The following is a 26,816-nucleotide window of genomic DNA, read 5'->3' as shown; positions in this document are numbered from 1 at the left end:
GTGGTGACGAACAGCGCGGAGATTTCCCGCTGCCGGACGAGCTCGGCGAGGACGGCGATGTCGGTCTTGCCGGGCGGCGCGACGACGATCTGCCCGCCATTGAGGAGTGGCGCCCAGATTTCGTAGGTCGAAGCGTCGAAGACCTGGGGCGAGTGCAGCAGCACGCGCCGCTGCGCGCCGTCGCGCCAGCGGCGGTCGAGAGCGAGATCGCGCACGTTCGCCTGCGTGACGCCGATTCCTTTCGGCGTGCCGGTGGAGCCGGACGTGTACATCACATACGCAAGCATTCGCGGATCGACGGCCCGGCCGGGATTGCCGGCCGCAGGCGCGTCAGGTCCGGTCTCGACCTGGTCGATCCGCAGCGTGCCGGACACGGCGTCGGCCAGCCCATCGGGCGCATCGCGATCGCACAGCAGCCAGCGCGCGCCCGACTGTTCGAGCATCCAGCGCAAGCGCGCCTCGGGATAGGCCGGATCGAGCGGGACATAGGCGCCGCCCGCTTTCAGCACCGCCAGCATCGCGACGATCCAGTCCGGACCGCGCTCCATCCACAGCGCGACCCGGGCCTCGGCCGCGACGCCCATCCCGATGAGCCGATGCGCGAGCGCATTGGCCCGCGCGTTCAGCTGCGCATGGCTGAGCGAGCCGGTGTCGGCGACCACGGCAATCGCGTCCGGCGTGCGCGCGGCCTGCTGCTCGACCAATTGAACGAGGCTCGCGTCGGGGGTGGGCTGCCGGGTCGCATTCCATTCCAGCAGCAACTGCCGGCGTTCGTGCGGCAGCAGCAGTTCGACCTGGCCCGCGCGCTGCGCGGGATCGTCGGCCAGCGCGCGCAGGCCGATCAACAGCCGCGCGGCGAGATCGTCGACGCTCGCGCGCGGGAACACCTCGGCGCGATACGCGAAGCGCAGCTTGAGCGTCTCGCCGAGGCTGCCGGAAATGCTGAGTGGATAGTGGGTGGTGTCGCCGCCCTCGATGCGGCACGACGCGACGCGCAACGGATCGCCGCTGCGATCGAGGCTGCCGTCGGCGAGCGGATAGTTCTCGAAGTTGACGAGGGTGTCGAACAGCGTGCCCACGCCGGCCAGCCGCTGGATCTCCGCGAGCCCCGGATGCTGATGCTCGATCAGCGCGGCCTGCCGGTCCTGCAAGGGGGCGAGCAGGGCATCGAGCGGCGCGCCGGGGTCGATCCGCATGCGCAGCGGAATCGTGTTGGTCAGCAGGCCGACGATATCCTCGGCGCCGCCCAGCTCGGGCGATCGTCCCGACACGGTGATGCCGAACACGACGTCGCGCTCGCCGGTGCGACGCGCGAGCAGCAGGCCCCAGGCGGCCTGCAGCATCGTGTTCACCGTGATCCCGAGCCGTCGCGCCTGCGCGACCAGTGCGCGCGTGGCGTCCGCCGGCAGCGCGACGTGAAGATCGCGCGGCTGGGCCGTGAGCCGGGCCGAATGCTCGGGCGCGAGCAGCGTGCCCTGACGCAGGCCGGCGAAGGCCTGCTGCCAGGCCTCGCGCGCCGCCTCGACGGGCTTGGCGTGCAGCCAGCGCAGATAGTCGCGATACGGCGTCGGGCGCGGCAGCGCGTCCGGCGCGGCGCCCGCGCGATAGAGCGCGAACAGGTCGCGCAGCAGCAGCGGCCCCGACCAGCCGTCGAGCAGGATGTGGTGCGCGTTGAGCACGAGCTGATGCCGCTCGTCGGCGAGGCGGATCAGCGTCGCGCGGATCAGCGGCGGACGGGCGGGGTCGAAGCGTTGCGCGCGATCGTCCGCGAGCAGCTGCGCGAGCCGCGCGTCGCGCAGCGCCGGTGCGAGACCGGCCAGATCCGTCTCGCGCCACGGCAGCGCGACGTCGCGGCCGAGCAGTTGCACCGGCCGGTCGAGGCCCTGGTGCAGGAACGCGGCGCGCAGGTTCGGATGGCGCTGCAGCAGCGCCTCGATCGACGCTTTCAGCAGCGCGGCGTCGAGCGGCCCGTCGAGGCCGGCGACGATCTGGAAGAAATACGGATCGACCGCGCTGTCATCGTAGAGCGCATGAAACAGCAGGCCTTCCTGCAGCGGCGCGAGCGGCCACACGTCGTCGACGGCCGGCTGGCCGGCCTCCAGCGCATCGATCTGCGCCTGGGTCAGCGCGACGAGCGGCAGGTCGGACGGCGTGAGTCCGCCCGCATCCGGCTGGGCCGCGTGCGCGGCCAGCGCGCCGAGCGCGGCGAACCAGCCTGCCGCGAGATCCGCGAGGTCCTGCTCGTCGTACAGCGCCGGCGCCCAGGTCCAGGCCGCGTGCAGTTCCGGTCCGCCCTCGCGGTCGTAGGTCAGCGCGTTCAGCTCGATGCCGTGGCCGAGCGGAAGATCCGGATCGGCGTCTTCGCCGAGCGGCGTTTCGGGGTGATCCGCCGTATCGAGGCGGCCGGTCTCCGGGGCGATCTGCCAGTCGCCGGCGCGCGGCGCGGCGAACCGGCCCAGATAGTTGAACGCGATCTGCGGCACGGGATCCGCGGCCAGCTCGGCCGCCGTGACGGGGTTCAGGTAGCGCAGCAGGCCGAAGCCGATGCCGTGGTCCGGAACCGCGCGCAGCTGCTCCTTGATGCGCTTGAGCGCGCGCCCGGTCGTCGCGCTGCCTTGCAACGCGGCGTCGAGATCGAGCCCACGCAGGTCCAGGCACAGCGGGAACACGCTCGTGAACCAGCCGATCGTGCGGCTGATGTCGGCGTGCGCGTCGATTTCCTCGCGGCCATGCCCTTCGAGATCGATGCGCACCGCGCCCGGTTCGGCGTCGCCGCGGCGTGCGCGCCAGCCGGCGAGCGCGAGCGCGAAGCCGCACAGCAGCACGTCGTTGATCTGGGCGCGGAACAGCTTGGGCACGCGCGTGAGCAGCACCTGGGTGATATCGGCGGGCAGCGTGAGGGTGAGCGTGCGCGCGCCGCCGTTCAGGTCGCGCCGGGCGTCGAGCGCACGGCGCGACCACAGCGGGTCCGGCGCCTGCTGCATGCGCTTCCAGAACGCCAGCTCGCTCATCCGCGCCGGCTCGCGCGCATGGGCGTCGAGCAGCTCGGCCCAACGCCGGAACGTCGTGCCGCGCGGCGGCAGCGCGTGGCCGCGCGCCGCCTGTTCGAGGTCCGCGAGCAGGATGCGCCACGATACGCCGTCGACCGCCAGGTGATGCACCGACAGCAGCAGCCGGCCCGCGTCCCGCGCGCCGTCGTCGAACCAGACGGCCTGCAGCATCACGCCGGATTCGGGATCCAGCCGCTGCTTGGCCGCGCGCGTCTCGTCGGCGACGACGCGCTGCCGCTCGGCCGCGCCGCGCGGTAGCGGGACGCGGCGCAGGCAGCGTGCGGCGGGCACGCAGCCGGCGGGCCCGATCGTCAGGCGCCAGTCGTCGTGCGCGGGGGCGCGCGCGAGCGTCATCCGGAGCACGTCGTGATGGTCGAGCAGCGCGCCCAGCGCGGCATGCAGCCGCGCCTCGTCCAGCCCGGCGGGAACCTGCAGCAGCAGCGTCTGGTTGAAATGCGCGATCGAGCCGCCGCGCTCGCGGATCAGATGCACGACCGGCGTGAGCCGCACCTCTCCCGTGCCGACGTCGACGGCGGCCGGGGCGGCCGCGGCCGCATCGGCCGAGGCGACCCCCGCGAGCGCGGCGACGCTCGGGTGCTGGAACAGCTGTCGCACCGTCAGGCGCAAGCCGGCTTGCCGCGCATGGCTGACCAGCTGGATCGCGATGATGCTGTCGCCGCCGCGCTCGAAGAAATTGTCGTCGATGCCGACGCGGTCGAGTCCCAGTACGTCCGCGAACAGTTGCGCGAGCAGCGTTTCCTGCGGCGTGCCCGGTTCGCGCACGTCGAGCGCGCCGAAGTCCGGCGCGGGCAGCGCGCCGCGATCGAGCTTGCCGTTCGCGGTCAGCGGCAGCGCGTCGAGCACGACGATTGCCGCGGGCACCATGTAGTTCGGCAGCCGGCTCGCCAGCCGGCGGCGCAAGGTGAGAATCAGCGCACGATTGTCGTCGCCGGCGGCCGGGTTGTTCGCGTAGGTCGCCGGCGTCGCGCCGTCGGCGGCCGTCGGCGGGTCGATGACGGGCGAGGCGTCGCCGGCGACCAGCACGACGTCGAACAGCGCGTCGCCGTCGCCCGACCACCCGCAGGCGACGCGATAGCCGAGCGATTCGCCCAAGACGTGCAGCGCTTCCGGATCGAGGCCGGGCGTTGCGTCGTCGGCGAGCCGCTGCCGGGCGTCGTCGCCCGCGCCTTGCTGCAGCGCCTGCAACGCGCCCCATTCGCTGTCGAGACGCGCGTTGGGCAGGCCGGTCAGGCGCAGCGCCGGCGGGCGCTGCCCGGTCAGGTGCGCGCGCAACGAAGCCAGGTCGACGAGGTCCCCGCCCCAGGCCAGGCGCGGCGGGTCCAGCGCGGCATCGTGGGCGGGCTGCCGGGTCAGCACCACGTCATAGCGGTAGCGCGTCAGCTCGTTGTGCGCGCGACCGCGTTTGAGCTGGATGTCGATGTGCGCGATGTCGTCGAGCTGCCGCTGCAATACCGTGAAAAAGCGCGGATCGAGCAGCAGTTCGCGTTCGGCCTGCATCGTCTGGGCGATCGTGCGCTGCAGGCCGGCGACGCCGGCGTCGCGGCTCGCGCGGCGCAGTGCGATCGCGCTGTGGAAGCAGCGCAGCAGCGGCAGATGGCGCAGATCGCCGAGCACCAGCCGGCCGCCGGGCGCCAGCAGCGTGAGCATCCGGCGGATCACGTCGACCAGATACTGCGCGTTCGGGAAGTACTGGACCACCGAGTTCAACACGATCGTGTCGAAATAGCCGGCCGGCAGGCCGTCGATGTCGTGCGCGGGCTGGGCGCGCAGCGTGACGCGATCGCGCAGCCCGGCGTGCTGGTCGAGCCGGTCGCGCAGCGCGTCGACGGCCGGCCGCGACAGATCCGTCGCCCAGTACGCGTCGCAGTGCGGCGCGACTTCCCACAGAATCAGGCCGGAACCCGCGCCGATCTCGAGGAGCCGGGCCGGGCGCGTCGCCAGGATGCGCCGCACGATCGCCGCGCGCCATTCGCGCATCGCGTCGAGCGCGATCGGCCGGTCGTCGTAGCTGCTGTTCCAGCCGCGGAAGTCCTCGGTCGGATCGGCTGGGGCGGTATCGACCGCCACAGCGTTGGCTGCCACAGCGTCGACCGCCACAGCGTCGGCTGCCGCAGCGTCGGCTTGCCGGTTCGCGTCGTAGACCCGGTCGTACAGCGCTCGCCATGCCTCGACGCGGTCCACTTCGCGCCCGGCATCGCGCGGCGCGGCGTTCGTGTCGCGGCCGCGCACCACGTAGGCGACCAGCTGGCGGTGCCCGAGCGTATCGTCGCGGACCACCGCGCAGGCTTGCGCGACATCGGGCTGATCCTGCAATACCGCTTCGATCTCGCCCGGCTCGATGCGAAAGCCGCGCAGCTTCACTTGCTGGTCGATCCGGCCGAGATAGGCGAGTTGTCCGTCGCGTTGCCAGCACACCCGGTCGCCCGTGCGATAGAGGCGCTCGCCCGCCGCGAACGGATTCGCGACGAAACGCTCGGCGGTGAGCGCCGGCCGCCCCCGGTAGCCGCGTGCGAGGCCGGGGCCCGCGAGATACAGTTCGCCGGGCACGCCGGGCGGAACCGGACGCAGGGCGTCGTCGAGGACGAATACCTGCGCGTTGAAGAGCGGCCGGCCGATCGGCGGCCGGCCCGAGCCTCGCAACGGCGCGCTGATCGTCGCGCAGACGGTCGCCTCGGTCGGGCCGTAGGCGTTGTGCAGCGTCACCCGCGCGGACCAGCGCTCCGCGAGCGCCGGCGAGCACGCTTCGCCCGCGACCGCGACGTGCATGCCGGCAGGCAGCGCACCGATGGGCAGGGTCTCGAGGACGGTGGGCGGCAGCGTCGCATGCGTGATGCCGTGGTGCGCGACGAGCGCGGTCAGGTCGTCGCCGAGCAGGCGGTCGGCGGGCGCGAGCACGAGGCGCGCGCCCGACAGGAGGCTCATCGACAGCTCCCAGAACGCCGCATCGAAGCTGGCCGAGGCGAACTGCAGCACGCGGGACTGCGGCGTCAGGGCGAGGTGCGCCACCTGGCTCGCGTGCAGGTGGGCGACGCCGCGGTGCGAGACCGCGACGCCTTTCGGCCTGCCGGTGGAGCCCGACGTGTAGATGAGGTAGGCGAGATGCGAGACATGCAGGCCGGGACGCGGCGGGTGGGCGGGTTGGGCGGCGATCGCCGCTGCGTCGTCGTCGGCGTCGATCCGGACGAGTCGCGCCTGATGCGGCGGCAGGCCTTCCGCCAGCGCGGCGCGGGTCAGGAGGATGGGGGCCTTGGCGTCGTCGACGATATAGGCGAGGCGCGCCGCCGGATACGCGGGGTCGAGCGGCACGTAGGCGCCGCCGGCCTTGAGCACGGCGAGCAGTCCGACCACCAGATCGAGCGAGCGCGGCAGGCAGACGCCGACCGGCACGTCCGGGCCGACGCCGAGCCCGCGCAGATGATGCGCGAGCCGGTTGGCCCGAGCATCGAGTTCGGCGTAGGTCAGCGCATCGTCCTCGAAGACCGCCGCGACGGCGTCGGGCGCGCGCGCGACCTGCGCGTCGAAGCACGCGGGCAGCGTCGCCTCGGACAGCGGCCGCGCGGCCGAGCTCCAATCCTCCAGCAGCATGCGGCGTTCGCCGGGCTGCAGCATCTCGATCGCGTCGAGCGGCAGGTCGGGTGCGCGCGCAACCTGTTCCAGCAGGCTCGCGAAGCGTTGCGCGAGCGCCTGCACGGTATCGGGATCGAACCGGTCGCGCGCGAAATCGATGGTGCCGGTCAGGCCGAGCGGCGCGTGGTCGGCGTCCCGTTCGTCGACAAAGTCGACATGCAGATCGCAGGCGGCCGGCGCGTCGTCGGGCGTCGCACTGTCGTCCGGCGCATCGCGCCGTACGCTCAGCAGCACCTGGAACAGCGGCTGCCGCCTGAGCGAGCGGCCGGGGTACAGCGCGTCCACCAACTGCGCGAACGGGATGTCGCGATGCGCGTCGGCCGCGAGGCCGATGTGCCGCGCACGCGCGAGCAATTGCAGGAAGCTCGGATTGCCGGCGGTGTTCGTGCGCAGCAGCAACACGTTGCCGGGTCGGCCCGCTTGCGCATCCGCGCCGAGGTCGCCGCCGACCAGCGTGCCGAGCGGCAGGTCGTCGCCCGCGCCGAGCCGCGTCAGCAAACCGGCGAGCCCCGCATGCAGCACCGTGAACAGGCGCACGCCGGCGGCGTCCGCGAGCGCCGCGAGGCGCGCGTGGAGCGTGCGGTCGAGCGGAACGCGGACGCGGTCGCCGCGCGGCGACGGTTGCGCGTGCGGCGCGGGCGTGCGGTCCGCCGGCAAGGTGATGCGGTCGGGCAAGCCGTCGAGCGCGGCGCGCCAGTGGGCGATCTGGCGGGTCGACTCATCGCTGTCGGGCGTGCGGTCCGGCAGGTCGCGCTCGGCGCGTGCCGCGCCGGAATCGTCCAGCAGGTTCTGGAACCACAGATGCCAGTGCGCGAAAGAGACGAACGTCATGAAAGCTCCTGCTCTCGCCGGCGAGATTGCGCCGCAGCCGCCGGCAAACGGGCGAACGCTTCCCTGCGCAGGAAGCGCATCACCGGATAGACATGGATGGCGCCACGCCGGGCGCGGCGTCACGAGTGGATCAGCAGGCGGGCTGCGTCATGGTCGCTGCGGGACGGCGAGCGGCTCGGCCGCGCTCGACGTCATGGCCTCGATCAGGCTCCTGGGCCGCATGTCGACCCACGAGCGCTCGATGTAATCCAGGCACGCCTGGCGCGTGTCCGGTCCGAAGTGCGCCGTCCAGCCGGCAGGCACCTGGACGAATTGCGGCCACAGCGAATGCTGATGCTCGTCGTTCAGCAGGACGAGGAAGGTTCCGTCGGTCTCATCGAAAGGATTGGTCATGGCGTCACTCCAGGATGGTAGGTAGGACTGCTGACTCGAACAGACTTGCCGAATGCGAAACGATGCCGATCAGGCGCCCGCGCGGGAAGGCCGAACCGCAAGCGCCGGCCCGGAGGCGGACGCGAGATCGACGCAGCGCCCGCCGCAGCGGCGCCCGGGTAGTGCTAAACGTGCGTCCGGACCGTACCGACCCTGCGCTGACCGCGCGCGTCCGGAAGAGGGGTGACGCCGCTGGAAGAGGGCGTCGAAAGACGGGGGCAATGGCGCGCGTCGCCGGAGAACCGAAGCGAGCGTGCAGGCATGACGTGGCGACCACCGAACGAGCGGTCGCGGCTTCGCTGCTGATGCATTCCGTATTGCCCTCGTGGAAATCCGCTGTCGAGCGCGCGGTTTGTTTTGTTTTTTTGCTTGAAATCCGGGATTCTTCAGTATCAATAGCGGCTGGCTTTGCGATGCCGAGCAAATATATAGCAACGCTTTCAGGAGCGCTACGGATTTTTGATTTGTGTAATTGCGAAGATCAATCCGAACGACGTCGGCATATTAATATTTGTTTATTGGGTTGACGAAAATGATGCCAATCAGCGCGATTGAATGTGCGGGCGTGCATGGGTGAGGCTTTTGCGGCGGGCGTTCAGGGGGGCGGGGCGGATTCAGGATCGGAGTGAAAATGCGCGATATATCGAATTTAAGTCTCGACATCGTGTGACATCGATGCAGTGCGCCGTGTGTCGTATGTCCAGTGTTTGAATTGACATCGGAGATTAATGTGCCGGACTCGATCCGGTAACCGATGAGTCGGCGCGAGGCAAATCGCGCCGGGCGGCGTCGTTCGCCAGCCGCCGCGCCCCGAAGCCGGGCGCAGGCGGCGCACATGATCGTGACACACAGGCGGCGACGTGACGCCGCCGTGACAGTCGCGCGGATGCAAAAATGATCCGGCTTTCGAAGTAACTGGAATTTCCGGTCATCCTGCCGGCGGGGACCCGGCCGAAGCCGGGCCGGACGCAGGCCTTCGATTCAACCCGGTGCATCGAGGTCCTCGCTCTGCGACGCCATGCCGCGCGCCGCCGTGCGGCGTCAGCCTGCCGAAGCCGGGCAATACTTCCGCTTGGTCGCATCCGAGTAATACGCGTTGTTGAGAAACCCGTTGGCGATCCACGCCGCGCATCGCGAATCGTCCTTCGCCGACACGGGCGGCGCGGCGTGCGCGCGTCCCAGGCCGCTCGCGATCGGGCAATAGTCCCGCTTCTGCTTCGCGGTGTAGAACGCACTGGCGGCGAAGCCGTTGGCCACCCAGGCCGCGCACATCGGATTGTCCTGGGCGGACGCGGCGCTCGACGGGCCGGCGCGCCGGCTCTTGCGCGCGGCCGACCCTCCCACGGGCACGGTTCGCGCGCCGACCGGCCCGCGGGCCGCGATGGCGGAGGCCGGCCCCAGGATGAAGGCGTGGCCATAGCCGCCCGCGGTCGTCGAATTGCCCACCACCGTCCCGCCGAGGGCGATGCCCGTGGGGCCGCTGGACGGGCCGCCCAGCGTGCCGAGCGGCGCTAGCCCGCGAGACGGGCTGTAGAGCGCCGCCGTGGATTGAAGCGTGCCCGTGTCGCAGGCGACGGCGGCGTTGCCGGCGGCGTCGAGCCCGACCGCGCCGCAATGGTGGCCGCCCGGCAGGGTTCCGACGTCGGTGAGCGCGGGCGTGCGCAGCGGCATCCCGACATAGGCGTGGAGATAGCCGTCGTCCGTGATGTAGCTGCCGGCGACGGCGCCGTTGTCGTTGATGCCGGCCGCCATGCTCTGATCGGCCGCCACGATGATGAACGGATCGAGGGTGTTCGCCGCCCACAGGATCGCCGTCGCGTCGCCGTCCGCGTCCGCGCACGACCCCACCGCGTCGCCGCCGAGGTTGACGTCGACCGCGCCGCAGTGGTTGCCGCCGATGTCGCCCAGCACGGCGGCGCTCAGGGCGCCCACCGCGCCCGTGGTCCAGCGCAGCGCGATGTCCGCCACGTCGATGCCGTTCGTCACCTGGCACGTGCCGACGACCTTGGGCAGCACGGCATGGTTGATCGCCGTCGCGGAACAGCCGCTGATCGACGAGACAAGCGATACGGGGGGCTCGGGCAACGGGACCGCCGCAACCGAGCCCGCGAGCCAGACGACGGCGCGGTGACGGCCCGTGACGGCGATGCTGTCGCCCGCCACCACGCCGTATCGGTTGATCGCGGCGACCGATGCGCTGAGATCCGCGCCGAGCCCGATCAGGCCCTGCAGCGGCATCAGGATCTGCGGGCCGGTGGCGAAGCGGCCTTGCCCGTTCGCCGCCCAGCGGACCGCCCGCGTATCGCCCGCCGCATCCTCGCAGCTGCCTGCCGCGAAATCGGTGGCGCCCATGTCGCTGAGGGCGACCGGCCGGCATCCCTTGCCGGCCGCCAGCACCGGCAGCGGCGTCGGTGCGCTGTCGCCGAGCAGTTGATAGACGCCGACGGCATGGCCGCCCGATGCGTGGCTGCCCGTGCAGAGTCCGATCGAGGTGCCGCGGCTGTTCACGCCGGCGGCCGAGCAGCTGGTCCCGCCCGGCAAGGTGCCGCGATCCACGATCTGGGCCGTGGCGATGGCCGGCATCCCGGCCGCGATGGTCAGGCTCAGCGCGGCCCGCATCCATCGCAGCGGTTTCATGCGATCTCCTCTCATGTCGTGCGCAAGCCTTTCGTGATGAAAGGGGGCAGCAAATCATGGCGGGCGAGGGCGGGGCAAGCTACCAGAATGGGTAGCGGGACGAGGGGCGCGGCGTGGGCGCTGTTGCCGGGCGCGCGGCCGTATGCATGCCGAGGGCCGCGAAGCGCAGGGGCCGAGGTTGCGATACGGAGGCAACGGATTGGCCGAGGCGGTCGGGCTACCCGCCAGGCGTCGTCATGTACCGAGGCCGATATGATGCGCGACGACGCGAACGCGATCCCGGCCGAGGCGATCGTGACGAAGGTCGCCGATCGCCTCGGCGCGGCGATGCGGCTGTGGCGGATCTGTCGCGTCCGTTGAGCGCGCCACGGGGATGTGATCGAGAGCCGTTGCCGGGCGGCCGGGATCGGCGCGCGGCGGCGGGGGAGGCGCGCGGCCGGCGCTCGTCGCGACACATCCTGGGCGGGGCGCGCGAGGGGGCGGCGGACAGCGAAGGGCCGCGCCGTGACGCGGCTTCATGCGGCGCGACTCGCACCGGATCGTCCGCCCGATTCAAGGCTGGCCCGTGCGGTAGCTGAATACCGTGCCGTTGGCGAACTGGCCGCCTTGCGTCGTCGTGCCGTACGATTTTTTCTCGATTTCGCGGCGTGATGCATCGCGGGGACGTCGACGCGTCGTCGTGCGCCCGGGTCGCCGCGATCGCGCGCGGCGGCCAGATGCAATACACGATGCATGCGCCGGCCAATGAGCGTCTCGCGTCGATACCGACCGGTGCGCGCTCAGGCATGCCGCCGCGTGCTTGCCGGCCGCGGTCCCGCGCGGGACGCGCCCGGATGACGCCGCGTCAATTCGTCTTGGTCTTCTTCCGGCTCGCCGCAACATCGGCGATCACGAACTGGCGACGGTCCTTGCCCCGAATCCACCGGGGCACGTTGCCGCGGCCGCACCACTCCTGTCCGCTCGTCGGGTCGCGGTAGCGCGCCGGCAGCGCTTTCACGGCGTACGCGCCGCGGCGGCCGTTTCGACCGACGAGGTCGCGATGTTTGATCGCGTAGGCGTCCATCAGCGCGTGAACGGTCGCGATCGCATCGATGCGTTCGCGTGCGCGCGTGCGCTCGATTTCCTCATCAAGTTCGGCCAGCTCGACCACGAGCTGCACATAAGTCTTGTTCGCGCTCATCTTCTGCTTTTCTGCTCCGTATCCGCATGCAAATCGCCATGATTCGCATAACTAAGATATGGCTTTGTGGAGACCCCGAGGAGGCGTCGACCTGATGGACCCGTGGTCAACCCCTGCGCGCTTCGGCAACGGAGCACGGGGCGATGGACAACCCAGGAACATCGACGCGTCCCGGGCCGAAACCCGCCGGCCCGGCCTCCGCATTTGTGCATATATCAAGTGATATGTGAATGAAAACGTAATAATAGCCAGTTGAATTTTAAATATCAACTGATATCCTTCGCGTCATGAACACGGCGGCCACCCCCCCGCGGCTGAGCCGCGAAGAAAGTCGATTGCAGACCCGGACGCAGCTGCTCGCGGCGGCGAAGCGGCTGTTTGTGGAGCGCGGCTTCGGCGCAACCTCCCTCAGGGACATCGCGGCCGAGGCCGGCTATACGCAGGGCGCTTTCTATTCGAATTTCGCGAGCAAGGAAGCGCTGTTCGTGGCGCTGATGCACGAGCGCTCCAGGACGCAGGTGACCGACATCGCCCGGATCTTGAACGATCCGTCCGCGTCGGCGGACGACATCCTGGACGCGCTGGAGGCGTGGGCGCAGAAGCTCGACGCCGAGCCCGAGTGGTCCGTGCTGGGCGTTGAGTTCAAGTTGCAGGGGGCGCGCAGCCCGGTGTTCGCCGAGACGTCGCAGGCCTTGCTGGATGCCCATCGCGACGGTCTTGCCCATTGCATCGCGCAGATCTTCGCCCGGCTGGGGAAAGTGCCGCCCGAGCCGCCGGCCGTCTTGGCCGCCGCCTTCATGGGGCTCTCCCAGGGCCTCGCATTGCAGCGCTCGATGCTCTCCGAGGTGCCCATCGGCCATATGATCATGGTGTTCCTGCGCAGCTTGCTGGCCGCTTCGCCGTCCGTGCGCTGATGTCGGCGCGTCCGCCGTCCCGACCCGCGTGGTCGCGGGACGAGCGGCTTCGATCGGCGCGGCCCGCGGCGAGCCTGCATCGGACGGATATCGCGGCGCAGCCGCCTGCGTCGCGCCCGGCGCGCGCCGACGGGCGCCCGGAATCCGCTCCTATAATGGCGCTTCCCTTGTCGCGCGCGAACGCCCCCGCCATGTCAACCCACTCGTCTCGCAGCCGGCTGCGCATGCAGCGATTGATCCTCGGCGTCGCCGCCGCCCTCGCTTTCTCCCACGCCCAGGCCGCCGCGCCGCGCTGGCAGACGCTGCCGCCCACGCCGGCGCCCGTCGCCGGCGCGCAGCACGGCCGCGCCGACGTGAACGGCATCCATCTCTACTACGCGACGATCGGCCGCGGCTCGCCCGTGATCCTCCTGCATGGCGGCCTGTCGAATTCCGATTACTTCGGTCATCAGGTCCGGTCGCTGATGAAGCATCACCGCGTGATCGTCGTCGACAGCCGAGGCCACGGCCGCAGCTCGCGCGATGCGCAGCCGTTCGGCTATGACCTGATGACGGACGACGTGGTCGCGCTGATGGATGTGCTGAACCTGCGCCGGGCCGACATCGTCGGCTGGAGCGACGGCGCGATCATCGGCATCGACATGGCGATCCGCCACCCCGAGCGCGTCGGCAAGGTGGTGGCGTTCGCGGCGAACACGCGGACCGACGGCGTGATCCCCGACGTCGAGAAGAACCCGACCTTCGCCGCCTTCATCCGGCGCGGCGGCGACGAATACCGCCGCCTGTCGCCGACGCCGAAGGAATACGACGCCTTCGTCGAGCAGATCGGCCGCATGTGGGCGTCGCAGCCGAACTGGAGCGACGCGCAGCTCAAGGCGATCCGCACGCCGGTGCTCGTGATGGACGGCGATCGCGACGAGGCGATCAAGCGCGCGCATACCGAGTACCTCGCCGCGACGATTCCGGGCGCGGGCCTGCAGATCCTGCCGGACACGAGCCATTTCGCGATGCTGCAGGACCCCGAGGCGTTCAATTTCGCGGTGGAGCATTTTCTCGGCGATCGGTAGGGCGCTGCCGTCGGGCGATCGACTGAATGCAGTGCGGCTGGCGCAGCCGCGGTGCGCGTATCAAGCGGCGGATGGCGGGCGAGGCCGGCGCAAGTCCGCCCGGCTTTGAAGCGGGCGCGGGCCGCGGTCGATGGCGCGAAGCGCATGACATCCGGACGCGAATTCCGATAACCCCCGCGCATTTGTGAAAAGCGCGGGCCGATCGTCCCGCTATGATGGATTCCCTCCCGGCCGGGGACCCGCGCAGGGCCGGTCGTCTCCAAGGCGCCGCTCGCACGAGGCGAGGGTCATGCTCCGGGCAGCGGCCCGCTGCCCGGACGAGCGCGTGCAAGACGGCGTGCCTGATCCCGGTTTACCCAAGGAACAACGCGGGCTGCGTTGTTCCTCAGGCAGATGAGTCAGGGAGCGAAGTCATCGAAGCGGATCGCATTCGATGGCTTGCGTCTTCACGCATGAGGACCGGAAGCGGACGGACAGGCCGCCCGCGTTGTCGCGATAACAATTCGCATGACTGATCAATGTGCGGTGGAATCGCGCACGGCGGCGTCGGTTTCGGCGCTTTCCGGCAAGTGCGAGGCGATTCAATCGGAACCCACTCCGTCATCCCTCAACTTCAACTAGGTCATCCATGATGTCTTCATCCATTCGCTTCGACGCAGCTCGTCCGACGCTCTCCCTGAGCAACGAGCGTTTGACGCACATGCTGAGCGGCGATCTGAAAACCGCCACGCAGATGAGCTTGTGGGAAAAGTTCAAGGATCTGTTTCGCGTCGACAAGCAGCAGGACGCGCTGAACGCGCTGTTCACGCTGCTGGATTGCCAGGGGCCGGCGCGCTCGTTTCATGCCTTCAACCAGCTGGCGCGGATGGCCACGCCCGACAATCGCACGTTGTTTACCATCGCGGTGGAGCCGAATCAGGACGGCGGCAAGGTCAGCTACGTCATCAATGGACGGGTGGTGAAGGCCGAGCAGGTATCGCCGGAGGCGCGGGAGATGATTCTCGCGCATCTGGGCGCGCCGCTGGATGCCCGGCAGGTGAAGGCGCAGGCGTCGTCGCTGGAGGATCACCGTCTGGATGCCGCGCCGGGCATGGCATCGCTGGTGGACAGCGACTTCAGCGCGGGCGGGGTGCACAAGCGCTTTCATGCGGGAACCGGCGTGTTGCAGGCGCGGGACGACGTCGGTCGAGCGGACTTCGTGCGCGAAGGCCAGCTCGAGACTTATGCGGCATCGCGCCCGGATCTGCAGCACTATGTCTCCACGCAGCAGCCGATTGCCGCGCCGCCGCGCGTCAGCGATACATTCGCCTACGCCCGCGTCGCGCAGTACGACCCGCAACGCATCGTCAGCCGCGAGCTGGACGCGAGCCTGGCCGCGTTGTCTCCCGAACAGGCCGGAAGCCTGGCGGCGCAACTGGTGGATATGGCGAGAACGTTCTACGGCAACCAGGTATCCCATCGCGATCTGCACATGCAGAACCTGCTGGTGCATCGGCGCGAGGAGGACGGCGCGGTGTTCCTGAAGGCCATCGATTTCGGCCGCGCGCGATTCGGTCCGGAATTCGAGGCCGAGCGTTTCAACGACATCGACTATCTGTTCAACCGCGAGGGCTGTTCGCTTGTGGAAACGGTGGGGCGCAACTATCTGGCGGGCAAGGACTCGGCGGTCGCCAGGAAACACTACCCGCTTCACAAGCTCCTGGAATGCTTCAATACCCGGGGCGCGGACGTGACGGAGACCTTGTCCGGGATCGGCCGGATGCTGAAGGCGGATTTGCAGGCCGCCGGGCCCGAGGACGCGCCGCGCATCGACCAGGCGTTCGAGCGCGCCTCGGCATCCGTGCAGATGATCGTGGCCAATCTGGTGCGTCCGCAGTTGGGGGTGGGCGTCTTCGCTTGACGGCGACGGCGCGTTCGCCCCGTCTGCCCGATGCCATGCCGACGGGCCTGCCCCGATGCGCGGCCGGGATCGTCCGACCCGGCGGGCTCGCGGCGATCCCGGCAAAAACACAAGGATCCACCGGCTTTCGAAAGCCGGCCGCGCCGCATGCGGCGATGCTCGATCCCCGATCGCGTGCCCGAGGCGCGCAGCGTCGTTGCACGACGGCCCGCCCGCCTCGGAATGGCGCCCGAGGCGGCCGGCGGCGAGCGACGCGCCGGAGCATGCCGGCCATGCCGTCCCCCCTTCTCCCACGCGTGCGTCGACGCCGTTTGACGGCTTCGACGTCGCGGACTTCCAACCCGATCCTCCCGAACCCAATGATTTTCCTGTTGATTGTTCTGTTGCTCGCCGCCTCGCTGGCGTGCGTCGTCGCGAAGCGCCGCCGCGTCGCCGGATGGCTGCATGTCATGCTGCTCGTCGTGATCGTCGGGGTGGGCTGCGGCCCCGTGCCGAGCGTGTTGTTATCCCGGCTGCAGGCGGACTATGAAGCCAACCCGTCGATCGAGTGGGGACGGCGCAACGCGATCGTCGTGCTGGGCGCGGGGACCGAGCGCGTTCCCGGCGACGGCGCGGTCGAGCCGGGTCCGTTTTCCTATGCGCGGCTCGTCGAGGCCGCCGCGCTCTACCGGCGATGTCGCCTGGCGCAGGTGCACTGCACGCTGGTCGTGAGCGGCGGAGACCCCGCCCGGAACGGCGTCACCGAGGCCGCGGCGTATCGCGGCGCGTTGACCCGGCTCGGGGTGGAGCCCGCGGATATCCTGCTCGAACCCGAGAGCAGGAGCACGTGGCAGAACGCGCAGTATGTCCGCGGCGTCATCGCCGTGCTCAACCCGGAGCGGGTGCTGCTGGTGTCGTCCGGGTTTCATCTGCGGCGCAGCATGCTGTATTTCGGCCATTTCGGCGTCGACGTGACGCCGATGCGCGCCGACTACCTGCGCGTCAAACTGTCCGTGCTGCCGCGTGCGTACAACTTTGCGATGGCGGATCTCGCGCTGCACGAATATGCCGGGATCGCGCGATATCATCTTTACAACGCGCTGGGCCTCAATCCGTTGCAAGTCCGCGTGCGCGTCCCCTTGTCTCGTTGAGCGGGTGCGCGATCATGGCCGGCCGCGGCGAAGCCGGCGGCCATGATCGCGAAACTTCGCGGGCGGAAGGGACGGTTCGGTCTCCTTGAGGAGGCGGGGGGGCCCTTGCAACCCACGGAGCGCCATGCCGCGCAGCGCGTTCCTGCACCGCGCATCCGCCGCGACCGGTGCCGGTCGTCGAGATGCCGCGAGACGCATGCCGGAGCGACGTCGACCTTGCTGGCGGCGGGCAGCGTTTGCGCCATGGCCCGTTGTCGTCGCCGTCACGAGCCAGGATCCCGCCGCCGCACCGCGCACGACGACATCGCGTCCGATCGCGGCGGATATCGCGGCCGAAAGCGAATCCGCCGGCCTGCATCGGATGTCGGGCCTCACCCTCGGGCCTCGCCCTCGAATGCCCGCTGTCCTCAGGCTGTCGAGAATGAATCCTGCGGCGGCAGCGCCCGCATGAGCCTCGTCCTGGCGGTGTCGATCCTCGACCTCAGCATGTCCACTTCGCCCTGGAGCGACTGGATCATCGCCTCGTAGCGCTGCCTGGCGGCATCGTGGCGCGCGGCCTGACGCTCGACCTCCTCGTTCCGTTCCGCTTCGAGCCGCTGCTGCTGTCCCTCGTGATTGAACGCGACGCCCCTGCCGCTCGTGCCGCTCGCTTCGGCCAGCGTCGGACGCACGAGCGCGCTCAGTGCGCTGACGACGGTGCCGACGGCCGGCGAAGGCGCGAAGAAGGCCGTAAACAGCGTACCGACCGTGAGGCTCGCGCGCAGGCCCATCGATCCGTAGGCGGCGATTTGCCTGGCCTGCTCGTTCGACGCGTGGGCGCGTTTCCCCACCGCGTAGATGACGTTCGCGAGACTGTCGCCCGCCATCGGCAATCCTTCGCCGCCCGCCGCCTTGGAGCGCCACTCGTACAGCGCGCAGGCGGTATCGGCGCTCGCGAGCGCGAACGCCAGCCCGGCCAGGGCGAGCAAGGGCGCACCCGCGCCGCCGCTCAGCACCGTCACGGCGATCGCCGCGCCGAGCCCCACCGTCGCCGCGGCCAGCGCGAGGGCCTGGACCACGAACTGGCGCCGGGCGGTATCCACGCCGAGCGCCTTGGCCTTGTCATGGCTGCCGTGCGCCTGCTCCACGGCGTTCGCCAAGGTCGGGCTCGCGACGTCGCTGCCGTGCCGCGGCGGCGCGATGCCCGAGGCTTCGCATGGACTTGGCGCGTCACGGGTCGTCGATGGCGCGGCGACCGACTCCGTCGATCGAATCGGGGCTGATCTGCTCGTATCGGTGATGGACGGCATGTCTGCGTTTCCTCTATCGGTTGAGGTTGGTCAGATGCGCTTCGGCCCGCGCGCGGAGATGCTCCGTGGCGGGGCCGCCGTTCTCCACGCCGTAACACAGCGAGAGCGCGGCTTCGAACGCGTCGCGCGCCGCGTCGAATGCGTCGAGCCCCTGCAGGCATTCGCCGATATGAAAAGCCACGAACGGATCGTCCGCCTGCATCGACAGGGCATAGTTGAAGAAGGTCAGCGCGTGGCGGAATTCCCCCTGGCTTTGCAGGCCGCATGCGAACGCGAAATGAAACCGCCGGTCGAGCGGCTGCAACAAGGTCAGCAAGCCGAAATCCGAGGTGGCCGAGACCGGGTCGCCCGCATTCCAGGCGTCGTAGCCGCGCGCATAGAGGCGCTCCAGCGCGGCGGGATCGTATCCGTGCAACTCGGCGAGGCTCGCCTGGCCCTGCAGGATCGCGAGGCTTCGGGCGTCGGACCGGGCTGCGGCCGCGTGGTCCGGGGGCGCGGCAGCGCGCCGGTGCGGAGCGATCCGGTTTTCCATCCGTTCATCAGCCAGCATGTCCATCCACCTCGTCAATGTGTTCAAGCGTTGGGGGCGCCGCCGTCCGGTGTCGCGCCTTGCGCGGGGAAGCGGGCGCGGGCGATGCGACCTGGCGCGGCGTCGGGATCGTGACGGCGGAGGGCATGGATCGGGACGCGCGAGCATGCCGTTCGCCGGTGGGGTTCGATTGATCAGGATCACCGATGACGATCACATCGTATGTCCGGGGATTCGACGTACCTTCCGGATTTCGACGCGCGGTTTCGTTTTTTTCCCGCCGGGATGCCGGCGCGAGCGGATCGGGAAAACCGCGCCGCGTCGCGCCGCATGCCCGGCGACGACCGGACTTCAAGGATTCGGCGAGGCCGACGCGCGAGGCGAGGACAGCAGCAAGCCGGCGAGCTTGCCCAGCATCGCGACGGACGACGGCCGGGCGCGCGTGGCCGGCGCGGGACGATGCCGGCCGGCGTCGCCGGCGGTGGCGGCTGCGGCCGCGATGGTCGCGCCCGCCTCGCCGGGCGACCGGTAGCGTTTGAGCACGGCGCTCACGTAAAGCTGCGTCTCGCGATACGGCGGGATCTGCCAGCCCGACTTCATCACCGCGCCTTCGCCGGCGTTGTAGCCGGCGACGGCGAGTTCGAGCTTGTTGTCGAAGGTCTTCAGCAGCCATTTCAGGTAAGTCGCGCCGGCCCGCAGGTTGGTGTCGGGATCGGCGAGATCGGTGAAGCCGAAGCGCCGGCCGGTCTCGGGCATCACCTGCATCAGGCCCACGGCGCCCTTGGGGGAGCGTGCGTCGGCGTCGTAGTCCGATTCGGTTTCGATCATCGCGTGCAGGAGCCCGGCGTCGAGGTCGAACTGCCGCGCCACCGCGTCGATCATCGCGTCGTAGCGCGCGCGCCGCGCGGCGGGCTGGGGCGCGCGATCGGCCGACCCGGCGAGTGCGGCGGGCGGCGTGGGCGGCGCGGGCGCGGCTTGCGCGCCCACCGGCCCGCCGTCGGCCCGGGCCGGTTCGACGCGGGTCCAGACGAGCGGCGCGGGCGCGTCCTGCGCGGCGGCCGTCAGCGCGTGCGTGAGCATGAGCACGGCGAGCGCGAGCCACCCCCGGCGGCGCCGGCGGCCGAGCCGCGGCGGATCAGGCGGACGGACGGGGCGCATCGTCGTCGTCGTGGTCGGGCTCGTAGTCGAGGTGCATGACGAGCCGCAGGATGTGCGCAACGGGGTCGAACAGGTCGGGCGGAATGACCTGGCCGACCGCGAGGCGTGCGGCGAGCGCGCGCGCGACCGGCACGTTCTCGACGACCGGCACGCCGGCGCGCTCGGCGAGCGCGACGATATGCAGCGCGCGCTTGCCGCGCCCCGTCTCGACGACTTCGGGCAGCGGCGCGGCGACTGGATCGTAGTAGAGGCACACGGCGACGTGGGTCGGATTGCGGACGACCACGGTCGATTTCGCCACGTTCGAGGCGAGGCTGCCGCTTTGCACCTCGCGGTGGATTTCCTTGCGCTTGTGCTTCAGTTCGGGGTTGCCTTCCGAATTCTTGAATTCCTGCTTGATGTCCTCGATCGACATCATCAGCTGCTTGGTCGTGTTATAGCGCTGGAACGCGAAGTCGGCGAGACCGAACAGCACGTAGAAGCCGATCAGCGCCGCCCACATCCAATACAAGAGCCGCACGCTGACCGCGAAGCCGCACTCGACGCTGCACAGCGGCAGGAATTGCAGCGACGGCGCATATTCGCGGATCAGGTAATAGAAGATGATGGACAGCACGCCGACCTTGAACAGCGACTTCGCGAACTCGAACAGGCTCTTCATCGAGAACATCTGCTTCGCGTTCGCGATCGGGTTGATCTTGTCGGCGGAGGGCTTCAGCGCCTCGGGCGCGAGCAGCGGGCCGATCTGCGCGACGACCGCGATCACGGTCACGCCGATCACGACGAGCGCGAGGCCGATCACGAAGCGCGCGACCACCGCGCCGAGCACGCCGAGCCAGCGGTCGAGGGCGGTGACGAGATCGTCGTTGACGACGTCGATGGACGCGCGGGCGAGCGCCTCGAAAGCCTGCATCAGACGCGGGCCCTCGAACAGGAAATAACCGAGCAGCACCGCCAGCTGCGCGCCGCTCGTGATTTCGGCGCTTTTCGCGACCTGGCCCTTGCGGCGCGCATCGGCGCGCTTCTTGGCGGTGGGCTGCTCGGTCTTCTCGCTCATCGCAGCCCGTTCGTCAGCGCGGCGGCATGTTCGACGAGCCGAAGGCTTTCCGCGAGCGGCAGCTGGAACGCGAAGTTCGCGCAGATGATCATCAGCAGCAGCGCGAACGCGCTCTTGATCGGCATCGCGATGAAGAACACATTGAGTTGCTGGGCCGAGCGGTTGACGAGCCCGAGCGCCATGTCGACCAGCAGGATCGCGACGATCGCGGGCATCGCGAAGCGCAGGCACAGCGTGTACATCAATTGCCACTGCTGGCCGAGAAAGCCGAGCGCGGCCGGACGAAAGCAGAACGCCGCGCCGGGCGGCAGCGTCAGGTAGGACGCATAGATCGCTTCGAGCAGCGCATGAAAGCCGCCGAACATCATGAACAGCAGCGAGAACACCTGCGAAAACACGATGCCCATCACCGACGACTGCTGGCCGAGCAAGGGATTGAGCACGCTCGCCATCGAGGCGCCGCGCATCGTGTCGATCAGGAAGCCCGCCATGTCGAGCGCCCAGAACGGCACCGCCGCGCAGAACCCGATCATCAGGCCGATGCTCAGCTCGCCGCACGCGAGCCACAGATACGCGGCCCACGACCGGGCCGCGTCGGCGGCGGGCCACAGATCGTGCAGGGCCAGCACCGGCAGCGTGATCGCGAGCACCAGCGCGTTGCGCGCGAGCGCGCCGCCGAGCGTGCCGGTGCTGAACACCGGCACCAGCAGCATCGCGCCGAGCGGGCGCAGCATCGACAGCGCGACCACCGGCAGCCATTCGACGGCCATCGCGGCCGTCATGGCCCCATCCTGCCGATCTGGTTGAAACTCTGCGTCGCGTAGTTGATCAGCACGTCGCCCATCCAGTGATAGGTGGCGGCGAGCGTGACCGCGACGGCCAGCAGCTTGATCAGGAACTGGATCGTCTGATCCTGCACCTGGGTCAGCGCCTGGACGAGGCTCACGAGGATGCCCACCACCGACGCGACCACCACCACCGGCAGCGACAGCAGCAGCACGAGCCACATCATCTGCGCGGCAAGCTGGGTAATGACGGCTTCGCTCATCGGACGGACGCGCGCGACGCGCTCAGCTGAACGACAGGACGAGCTGGCCGAGCAGCTTTTCCCAGCCGTTGATCAGGACGAACACGAGCAGCTTGAGCGGCAGCGCGATCGTCATCGGCGACACCATCATCATGCCCATCGCGAGCAGCACGTTGGACACGATCAGGTCGATCGCGACGAACGGCAGGAACAGCAGCAGGCCGATCTTGAACGCCTCGATCAGCTGGCTGACCGCGAACGCCGGCATCAGCACGATCAGCGAATCGTCCGGAATGCGGTTGCGATACGGTTCGGGCCAGGTGCGATGGCCGATGTCGGCAAAGAAGCGCACCTGCGTCCGGGCGGTGTTGCGCACGAGGAAGTCGCGGTACGGCGCGAGGATGGTGGTCTCGACCTGCTGCGTGAAGTGCTTGTCGTCGAGACGCACCGGATGCTCGGCGAGGTTGTCCTGGATCGCGAGCCCGACGGGCGCCATGATGAACAGCGTGAGCACGAGCGCGAGCCCGTAGAGCGCGATGTTCGGCGGGATCTGCTGCGTGCCGAGCGCGTTGCGCAGCAGCGCGAACACGACGGCGAGCTTGAGGAACGACGTGCCGAGCACCACCAGCAGCGGCAGGATCGACAACGCGAACAGCACCACGATCAATTGAACGGGCTGGTCGAGCACGCTCATGCATCACTCCGCGAGAAATCATCATCGGGTGCATTGTGCGGCGCGCGCGCCGCGACGCCCATCCGGCGGAGACCTGAACCGGCGGCGCGCCCGCACGGCTACACGAAGTGCTCGATGCGGATCGCGAGGCGTCCGTCGATGTCGAGCAGCATCCCGCGCGCGAGCGGCCGGCCGCCGATCTTCAGCGTGCACAGGCCGTCGCCGATCGCGGGGCCTTCCAGGATGTCGCCGGGCCTGAGCGCGGCGAGCCGTTCGAGCGGCACGTCGATCGCCGCGGCCTGCGCGATGATCCGCACGCTCGCGTCGAGCGGCAGGACGCCGGGCGGCGTCGGCGCGGGAGCGGCCGGTTCGACGTCCAGCCAGTCGTCAAAGGTTTCCATCGTGACTCCTATCGTGTAGCCGAGCGCGTCGCAGCGGGTGACGCTGGCGAGCGGCCGGTCGGTGAACAGGCCCAGTTCGCCGTCGGCGACGGCGTAGGCGTGGTGCAGCAGCAAAGCGTCGCCGCGGTGCAGGCGCGCGAGCTGTGCGGTGTCGATGCAGCTCCAGCCCGCGATCAACGCCGCGCGCAGCGCCGGCGCGGGCCGGCCGGGCGCGGGCGCATCGAGCGGATCGAGGTCGGCGGCCAGCTGCGCGATCCAGGCGGGCGGCGCATCGAGGATCAGCAGATCGAGCGTCGCGCCGGCGCGTTCGAGGCGCAGCAGCCACCGGTGCGCGATCGGGGAGGCCTCCGGCTCGACGGCCTCGGCGTCCGGCCACGCGAGCCCGGCCGCCGCCGCGCACGGCGCGACGCAGGCCAGGGTCCAGGCGGCCAGCGGCGCGCGCAACTCGTCGGGAACGGCATGCCAGTCGGCGACGGGCAGCACCGGGGCGATCCAGCGGCACCATTGCGCGCTGTCGCACCAGGCGCGCACGACGGCGTCGTCGGCGCGGGCGGTCAGGACCAGGCCCGCGCCGCCGCCGCGGCGAAACAGCAGGGTCAGCGCGTCCGCGTCGCGCCGATACGCGCGGCCGTGCCCGAGCGTGCGCAGGACGGCGGCCGTGTCGGCGTCAAGCGGGATCGGTCGCATCGCGCCAGGTCACGACGGTGGGGCCCGCGAAACGGGCGGCGCAGGCCGCCTCGATCCGCGCGCGATGACGCGCGGCGCGCGCGCGCTGGCCGGCGTTCGCCGGGATGAGCGTGATGATCAGCGTGCCGTGTTGCACGCGCGCCTGCACGACGAGCCCCGCGAAGCGGCCGCCGGTCAGGCGCCAGCTCAGCGCATCCGCGGTGGCGCCGGGCCGCCCGTCGAGCGGTTCGAGGCGGGCCGCCGCCGCGTGCGCGACGGACAGGCGCCGCCGCCGCGCCTCATCGTCGCCGTCACGCGCCGCGTGCTCGTCGCGGGGCTGCGTCAGGCAATCGGCGAAGCGTCGCGCGGCGGCGTCCGGCGCGGCGGCGCGCCGCGATCCGGCGACGCCCGCCGCGCACGCGCCGGCGGGCAGGCCGGGCTTGAACTGAACGGACATCGTGTCACTCCAGCAGGGTCTTGAGTTTTTCGTGATCGATCTGCGCGCGGCGCAGCAGCGCGCGCTGCTGATCGCGTTCGAGCCGCAGCTCCGTGCATTGCGCGTCGACCAGCTCGACGCGATCGACGAGCGTCTGGTCGCGATGGTGATAGCCGGCCAGCTCGTGCTTGAGCATTTGCAGCGAGGCGTGATCGTGCACCCCGTCGACGGCGATGCAGGTGCGCCAGGCATTCCATAGCGCACGCCGCTCGTCGAGCAAGGCGGCCTTGTCGGCGAGCAGCGCGGTTTCGCGCTGGTCGAGCAGCGCAAGCGCGGCGCGGATGTTGCGTTCGCGCCGCACCTTGAGCGCCATGAGCGTGGTCAGGGTCGAGCGTCCACCGTGTTCCATAACTGTTCGAGCGTTTGGTCGAAAGAGGTTTTATCCGTGACGGATTGACAGAGGAATTGCCGGATCGCCTCGCGGCGGGCGAGGGCGTCGTCGGCTTCGGGATCGGCGCCGTGCCGATATTCGCCGACCCGCACGAGCAGTTCGATGTCGCGATACACGGCGTCCAGCCGGCGCAGCCGCGCCGCGCCGTCGCGATGGCGTGCGGCGACGATCCGGCTCATCACGCGGCTCACGCTCGCGCCGATGTCGATCGCCGGATAGTGGTTCGCCTCGGCGAGCTTGCGCGACAGCACGATGTGGCCGTCGAGGATCGAGCGCACCTCGTCGGCGACGGGTTCGTTCAGGTCGTCGCCTTCGACGAGCACCGTGTAGAGGCCCGTGATGCTGCCCGTGGCGGCCGGGCCGGCGCGTTCGAGCAAGCCCGGCAGGCGCGCGAAAAAGCTGGGCGGATAGCTGCCGGCGGCGGGCTTCTCGCCGGCGGCGAGACCGATTTCGCGGGCGGCGCGCGCGAAGCGGGTCAGCGAATCCATCATCAGCAGCACGTCGCGGCCCTGGTCGCGGAAGTGCTCGGCGATCGCGGTGGCGGTATAGGCCGCCTTCAGCCGTTCGAGCGCGGGGCGATCGGAGGTGGCCACCACGACGATCGCGCGCGCGCGCGCCTCGGGCGTGAGCGTGTGTTCGAGATACTCGCGCACCTCGCGCCCGCGCTCGCCGATCAGTGCGAGCACGGTCACGTCGGCGAGGCTGCCGTCGCAGATCATGCCGAGCAGCGTGCTCTTGCCGCCGCCGGCGGCCGCGAAGATGCCCACGCGCTGGCCGCGTCCGCAGGTCAGGAGGCCGTCGATCGCGCGCACGCCGAGCGGCAAGGGCGTGTCGATGATCGCGCGTTGCAGCGGATCGGGCGCGGCGCGCGCCAGATCGACCCAGGCGGCACCGTCCGGCGCCGGCGGGCCGGGGTCGATCAGACGGCCGAGGCCGTCGACCACGCGGCCGAGCAGGAACGCGCCGACCGGGATCCGGTGCGCGCGGCCGAGCGGCCGAACCGCGCAGCCGGCGGCGATGCCGCGCGGTTCGGCGAACGGTGACAGCAGCGCGGTGTCGCCCTCGATCGACACGACCTCGGCGTCGATGCCGGCGGGTTCGAGGCGGCAGAGGTCCGCGAGCCCGACGTGCGGCAGCGTCGCGCGCAAGAGCGTCGGGCCGACCTCGGTCACGCGGCCGAAGCGCTGCTGCGCAGCGGGCGCATCGCCGCGCGGCGCGAGGCGCGCGGCGACGCGCGCGCGCAATGGGTCGAGGTCAGGCAAGCGCATCGGCGGGCTCCCCGATCAGGTCGACGGTGCCGATCACGCGAAGCTCGGCTTCGTCGCCGATCTCCTGGAACGACAGCACGGCGAGGCCGCCGAATTCGCGCTCGACCATCTTGCGGATGAAGCGGCGCACGTCGACCGCCGTCAGCAGCACGATGCGGCGCAGGTCGGCGTCGGCGAGCGCGGCGCGGATCCGGGCGAGAATGGCGCGGTTGGCTTCGGCGCCCAGCGACGAATAGGAGCCGGCGGCGGTCTGGCGGATCGACTCGCGCACCATCGCCTCGATCCGGTCGCCGATCATCCAGCCGCTGATCCATGCCTGCCCGGCGCGATAGCGCGCGCCGATGTGGCGGCGCAGCGCGATGCGCACGTACTCGACCAGCATCACGGGATCCTTCTCGCGCGGCGCCCATTCGATCAGCGCCTCGAAGATGCTGCGCAGGTCGCGCACCGAGATGCCTTCCTCGACGAGCCGCTGCAACACGTCGGCGATCCGTCCGATCGGCATCTGGCGCTGCACTTCCTTCACGAGTTCCGCGTAGCGCGCTTCCATCGCATCCATCAGGAAACGGGTTTCCTGCACGCCGACGAACTGGCTCGCGAAGCGCTCGACGACGAGCGACAGGCAGTGGACGATGCGCGCTTCGTCCCGATGCAGCACGATGCCGAGCGCGGCCAGCGTCTCGGCTTGCCCCGGTGCGATCCAATGCAGGCGCAGCTTGCCGAACGGCAGGGTGTCGACGCGCTCGCTGTGGGCGACGCGCGCGCCGCGCGCATCGGCGAGCAGCAGGTCGCGCGGCACGGTGAGCGCCAGCACGGGTTCCTGGTACAGCAGCACCTCGACCGTGCCGGCGTCGAGGCCGGCCGAGGCCTGCAGGTGGATGTCGGGCAAGGGCAGGCCCAGCTGCTCGAAGGTGCGCCAGCGCAGCGCTTCGAGCGCATCGGCCAGCTTGTCGGCGCGCGCGGCGGATTCCGCGAAGCGGATCATCAGCGGCACGGCGCCCGGCGTCATCGCGGTGCCGGCCGGGCCGCCGCCGGGCGCAGCGCCCGCCGCCGCGGCGCCCGCGGCATGCGC

At 70.3% G+C, this 26,816-nt stretch carries 21 protein-coding genes; 5 read left to right on the top strand and 16 right to left on the bottom strand.

Annotated elements, in window-relative coordinates; translation table 11 throughout:
* Window positions 1–7,529 (bottom strand): non-ribosomal peptide synthetase (locus tag AC1RQF_RS30960; RefSeq protein WP_492873870.1); only part of this gene is annotated, 7,529 nt, incomplete at its 3' end.
* A 147-nt stretch (window positions 7,530–7,676) separates the two neighbouring features.
* Window positions 7,677–7,922, bottom strand: coding sequence for an MbtH family protein (locus tag AC1RQF_RS30955; protein WP_273995164.1), 246 nt, complete (start codon window positions 7,920–7,922; stop codon window positions 7,677–7,679).
* A 305-nt stretch (window positions 7,923–8,227) separates the two neighbouring features.
* Between AC1RQF_RS30955 and AC1RQF_RS30950 the strand changes: the two genes are divergently transcribed.
* Window positions 8,228–8,488, top strand: a complete 261-nt coding sequence (locus AC1RQF_RS30950) for a hypothetical protein (RefSeq protein WP_273995163.1) — start codon at window positions 8,228–8,230, stop codon at window positions 8,486–8,488.
* Window positions 8,489–9,002: 514 nt separating this feature from the next.
* Here the strand turns inward: AC1RQF_RS30950 and AC1RQF_RS30945 are convergent.
* Together AC1RQF_RS30945 and AC1RQF_RS30940 are read right to left on the bottom strand one after the other, a co-directional pair.
* Entirely contained in the window at window positions 9,003–10,598 is a 1,596-nt protein-coding gene (locus AC1RQF_RS30945; protein ID WP_492873867.1) for a hypothetical protein, read from the bottom strand.
* A gap of 844 nt (window positions 10,599–11,442) precedes the next feature.
* Entirely contained in the window at window positions 11,443–11,778 is a 336-nt protein-coding gene (locus tag AC1RQF_RS30940; RefSeq protein ID WP_273995644.1) for an H-NS histone family protein, read from the bottom strand.
* Window positions 11,779–12,065: 287 nt separating this feature from the next.
* On the opposite strand from AC1RQF_RS30940, the gene AC1RQF_RS30935 reads away from it, so the two are divergent.
* The 4 genes from AC1RQF_RS30935 to AC1RQF_RS30920 all read left to right on the top strand — a co-directional run bounded on the left by AC1RQF_RS30935 (window position 12,066) and on the right by AC1RQF_RS30920 (window position 16,789).
* Window positions 12,066–12,692 (top strand): TetR/AcrR family transcriptional regulator, encoded by a 627-nt coding sequence (locus AC1RQF_RS30935; RefSeq protein WP_492873865.1) that lies wholly within the window; start codon window positions 12,066–12,068, stop codon window positions 12,690–12,692.
* A 224-nt stretch (window positions 12,693–12,916) separates the two neighbouring features.
* The gene (locus AC1RQF_RS30930) at window positions 12,917–13,759 is read left to right on the top strand and encodes an alpha/beta fold hydrolase (RefSeq protein WP_492873864.1); all 843 of its coding nucleotides are present in this window, start codon (window positions 12,917–12,919) and stop codon (window positions 13,757–13,759) included.
* 628 nt (window positions 13,760–14,387) lie between these two features.
* A complete protein-coding gene (locus AC1RQF_RS30925; RefSeq protein WP_492873862.1) occupies window positions 14,388–15,659 on the top strand; it encodes a protein kinase family protein in 1,272 nt (423 codons plus the stop codon).
* 359 nt (window positions 15,660–16,018) lie between these two features.
* On the top strand, window positions 16,019–16,789 hold the full coding sequence (locus AC1RQF_RS30920; RefSeq protein WP_273995663.1) for a YdcF family protein: 771 nt from the start codon (window positions 16,019–16,021) through the stop codon (window positions 16,787–16,789).
* A 407-nt stretch (window positions 16,790–17,196) separates the two neighbouring features.
* On the opposite strand, the gene AC1RQF_RS30915 is transcribed toward AC1RQF_RS30920, so the two are convergent.
* The 12 genes from AC1RQF_RS30915 to AC1RQF_RS30860 form a co-directional block, all read right to left on the bottom strand.
* Window positions 17,197–17,928: a hypothetical protein gene (locus tag AC1RQF_RS30915; protein ID WP_492873860.1), complete on the bottom strand. Its 732-nt coding sequence runs from the start codon at window positions 17,926–17,928 to the stop codon at window positions 17,197–17,199.
* Window positions 17,929–18,091: 163 nt separating this feature from the next.
* Window positions 18,092–18,628: a hypothetical protein gene (locus AC1RQF_RS30910; protein ID WP_492873858.1), complete on the bottom strand. Its 537-nt coding sequence runs from the start codon at window positions 18,626–18,628 to the stop codon at window positions 18,092–18,094.
* A 330-nt stretch (window positions 18,629–18,958) separates the two neighbouring features.
* Window positions 18,959–19,765: a lytic transglycosylase domain-containing protein gene (locus AC1RQF_RS30905; protein WP_273995637.1), complete on the bottom strand. Its 807-nt coding sequence runs from the start codon at window positions 19,763–19,765 to the stop codon at window positions 18,959–18,961.
* Complete coding sequence (locus AC1RQF_RS30900) at window positions 19,743–20,822, bottom strand: EscU/YscU/HrcU family type III secretion system export apparatus switch protein (protein ID WP_273995636.1); 1,080 nt, start codon at window positions 20,820–20,822, stop codon at window positions 19,743–19,745. Before AC1RQF_RS30900 ends, AC1RQF_RS30905 begins: the two co-directional genes overlap by 23 nt.
* Window positions 20,819–21,604, bottom strand: a complete 786-nt coding sequence (sctT, locus tag AC1RQF_RS30895) for a type III secretion system export apparatus subunit SctT (RefSeq protein WP_492873856.1) — start codon at window positions 21,602–21,604, stop codon at window positions 20,819–20,821. The genes AC1RQF_RS30900 and sctT overlap by 4 nt, the downstream gene beginning before the upstream one ends.
* Window positions 21,601–21,870, bottom strand: a complete 270-nt coding sequence (locus tag AC1RQF_RS30890) for an EscS/YscS/HrcS family type III secretion system export apparatus protein (protein WP_252984986.1) — start codon at window positions 21,868–21,870, stop codon at window positions 21,601–21,603. The genes sctT and AC1RQF_RS30890 overlap by 4 nt, the downstream gene beginning before the upstream one ends.
* A 22-nt stretch (window positions 21,871–21,892) precedes the next feature.
* The gene (sctR, locus tag AC1RQF_RS30885; RefSeq protein WP_273995634.1) at window positions 21,893–22,543 is read right to left on the bottom strand and encodes a type III secretion system export apparatus subunit SctR; all 651 of its coding nucleotides are present in this window, start codon (window positions 22,541–22,543) and stop codon (window positions 21,893–21,895) included.
* A 98-nt stretch (window positions 22,544–22,641) separates the two neighbouring features.
* Window positions 22,642–23,610, bottom strand: a complete 969-nt coding sequence (gene sctQ, locus AC1RQF_RS30880; protein WP_273995632.1) for a type III secretion system cytoplasmic ring protein SctQ — start codon at window positions 23,608–23,610, stop codon at window positions 22,642–22,644.
* Window positions 23,591–24,046, bottom strand: a complete 456-nt coding sequence (locus AC1RQF_RS30875) for a hypothetical protein (protein WP_273995631.1) — start codon at window positions 24,044–24,046, stop codon at window positions 23,591–23,593. The genes sctQ and AC1RQF_RS30875 overlap by 20 nt, the downstream gene beginning before the upstream one ends.
* A gap of 4 nt (window positions 24,047–24,050) precedes the next feature.
* Window positions 24,051–24,434 carry a hypothetical protein gene (locus AC1RQF_RS30870; protein WP_273995630.1) on the bottom strand — a complete coding sequence of 128 codons (384 nt, stop codon included), beginning with the start codon at window positions 24,432–24,434 and terminating at the stop codon, window positions 24,051–24,053.
* Window positions 24,407–25,744 (bottom strand): EscN/YscN/HrcN family type III secretion system ATPase, encoded by a 1,338-nt coding sequence (locus AC1RQF_RS30865; RefSeq protein WP_273995629.1) that lies wholly within the window; start codon window positions 25,742–25,744, stop codon window positions 24,407–24,409. The genes AC1RQF_RS30870 and AC1RQF_RS30865 overlap by 28 nt, the downstream gene beginning before the upstream one ends.
* Window positions 25,731–26,816 (bottom strand): FHIPEP family type III secretion protein (locus AC1RQF_RS30860; RefSeq protein WP_492873853.1); only part of this gene is annotated, 1,086 nt, incomplete at its 5' end. The genes AC1RQF_RS30860 and AC1RQF_RS30865, both read right to left, overlap by 14 nt.

The sequence above is a fragment of the Burkholderia sp. GW821-FHT14F03 genome (genome assembly GCF_058803765.1).
This window is presented reverse-complemented; position numbering and strand designations above follow the sequence as displayed.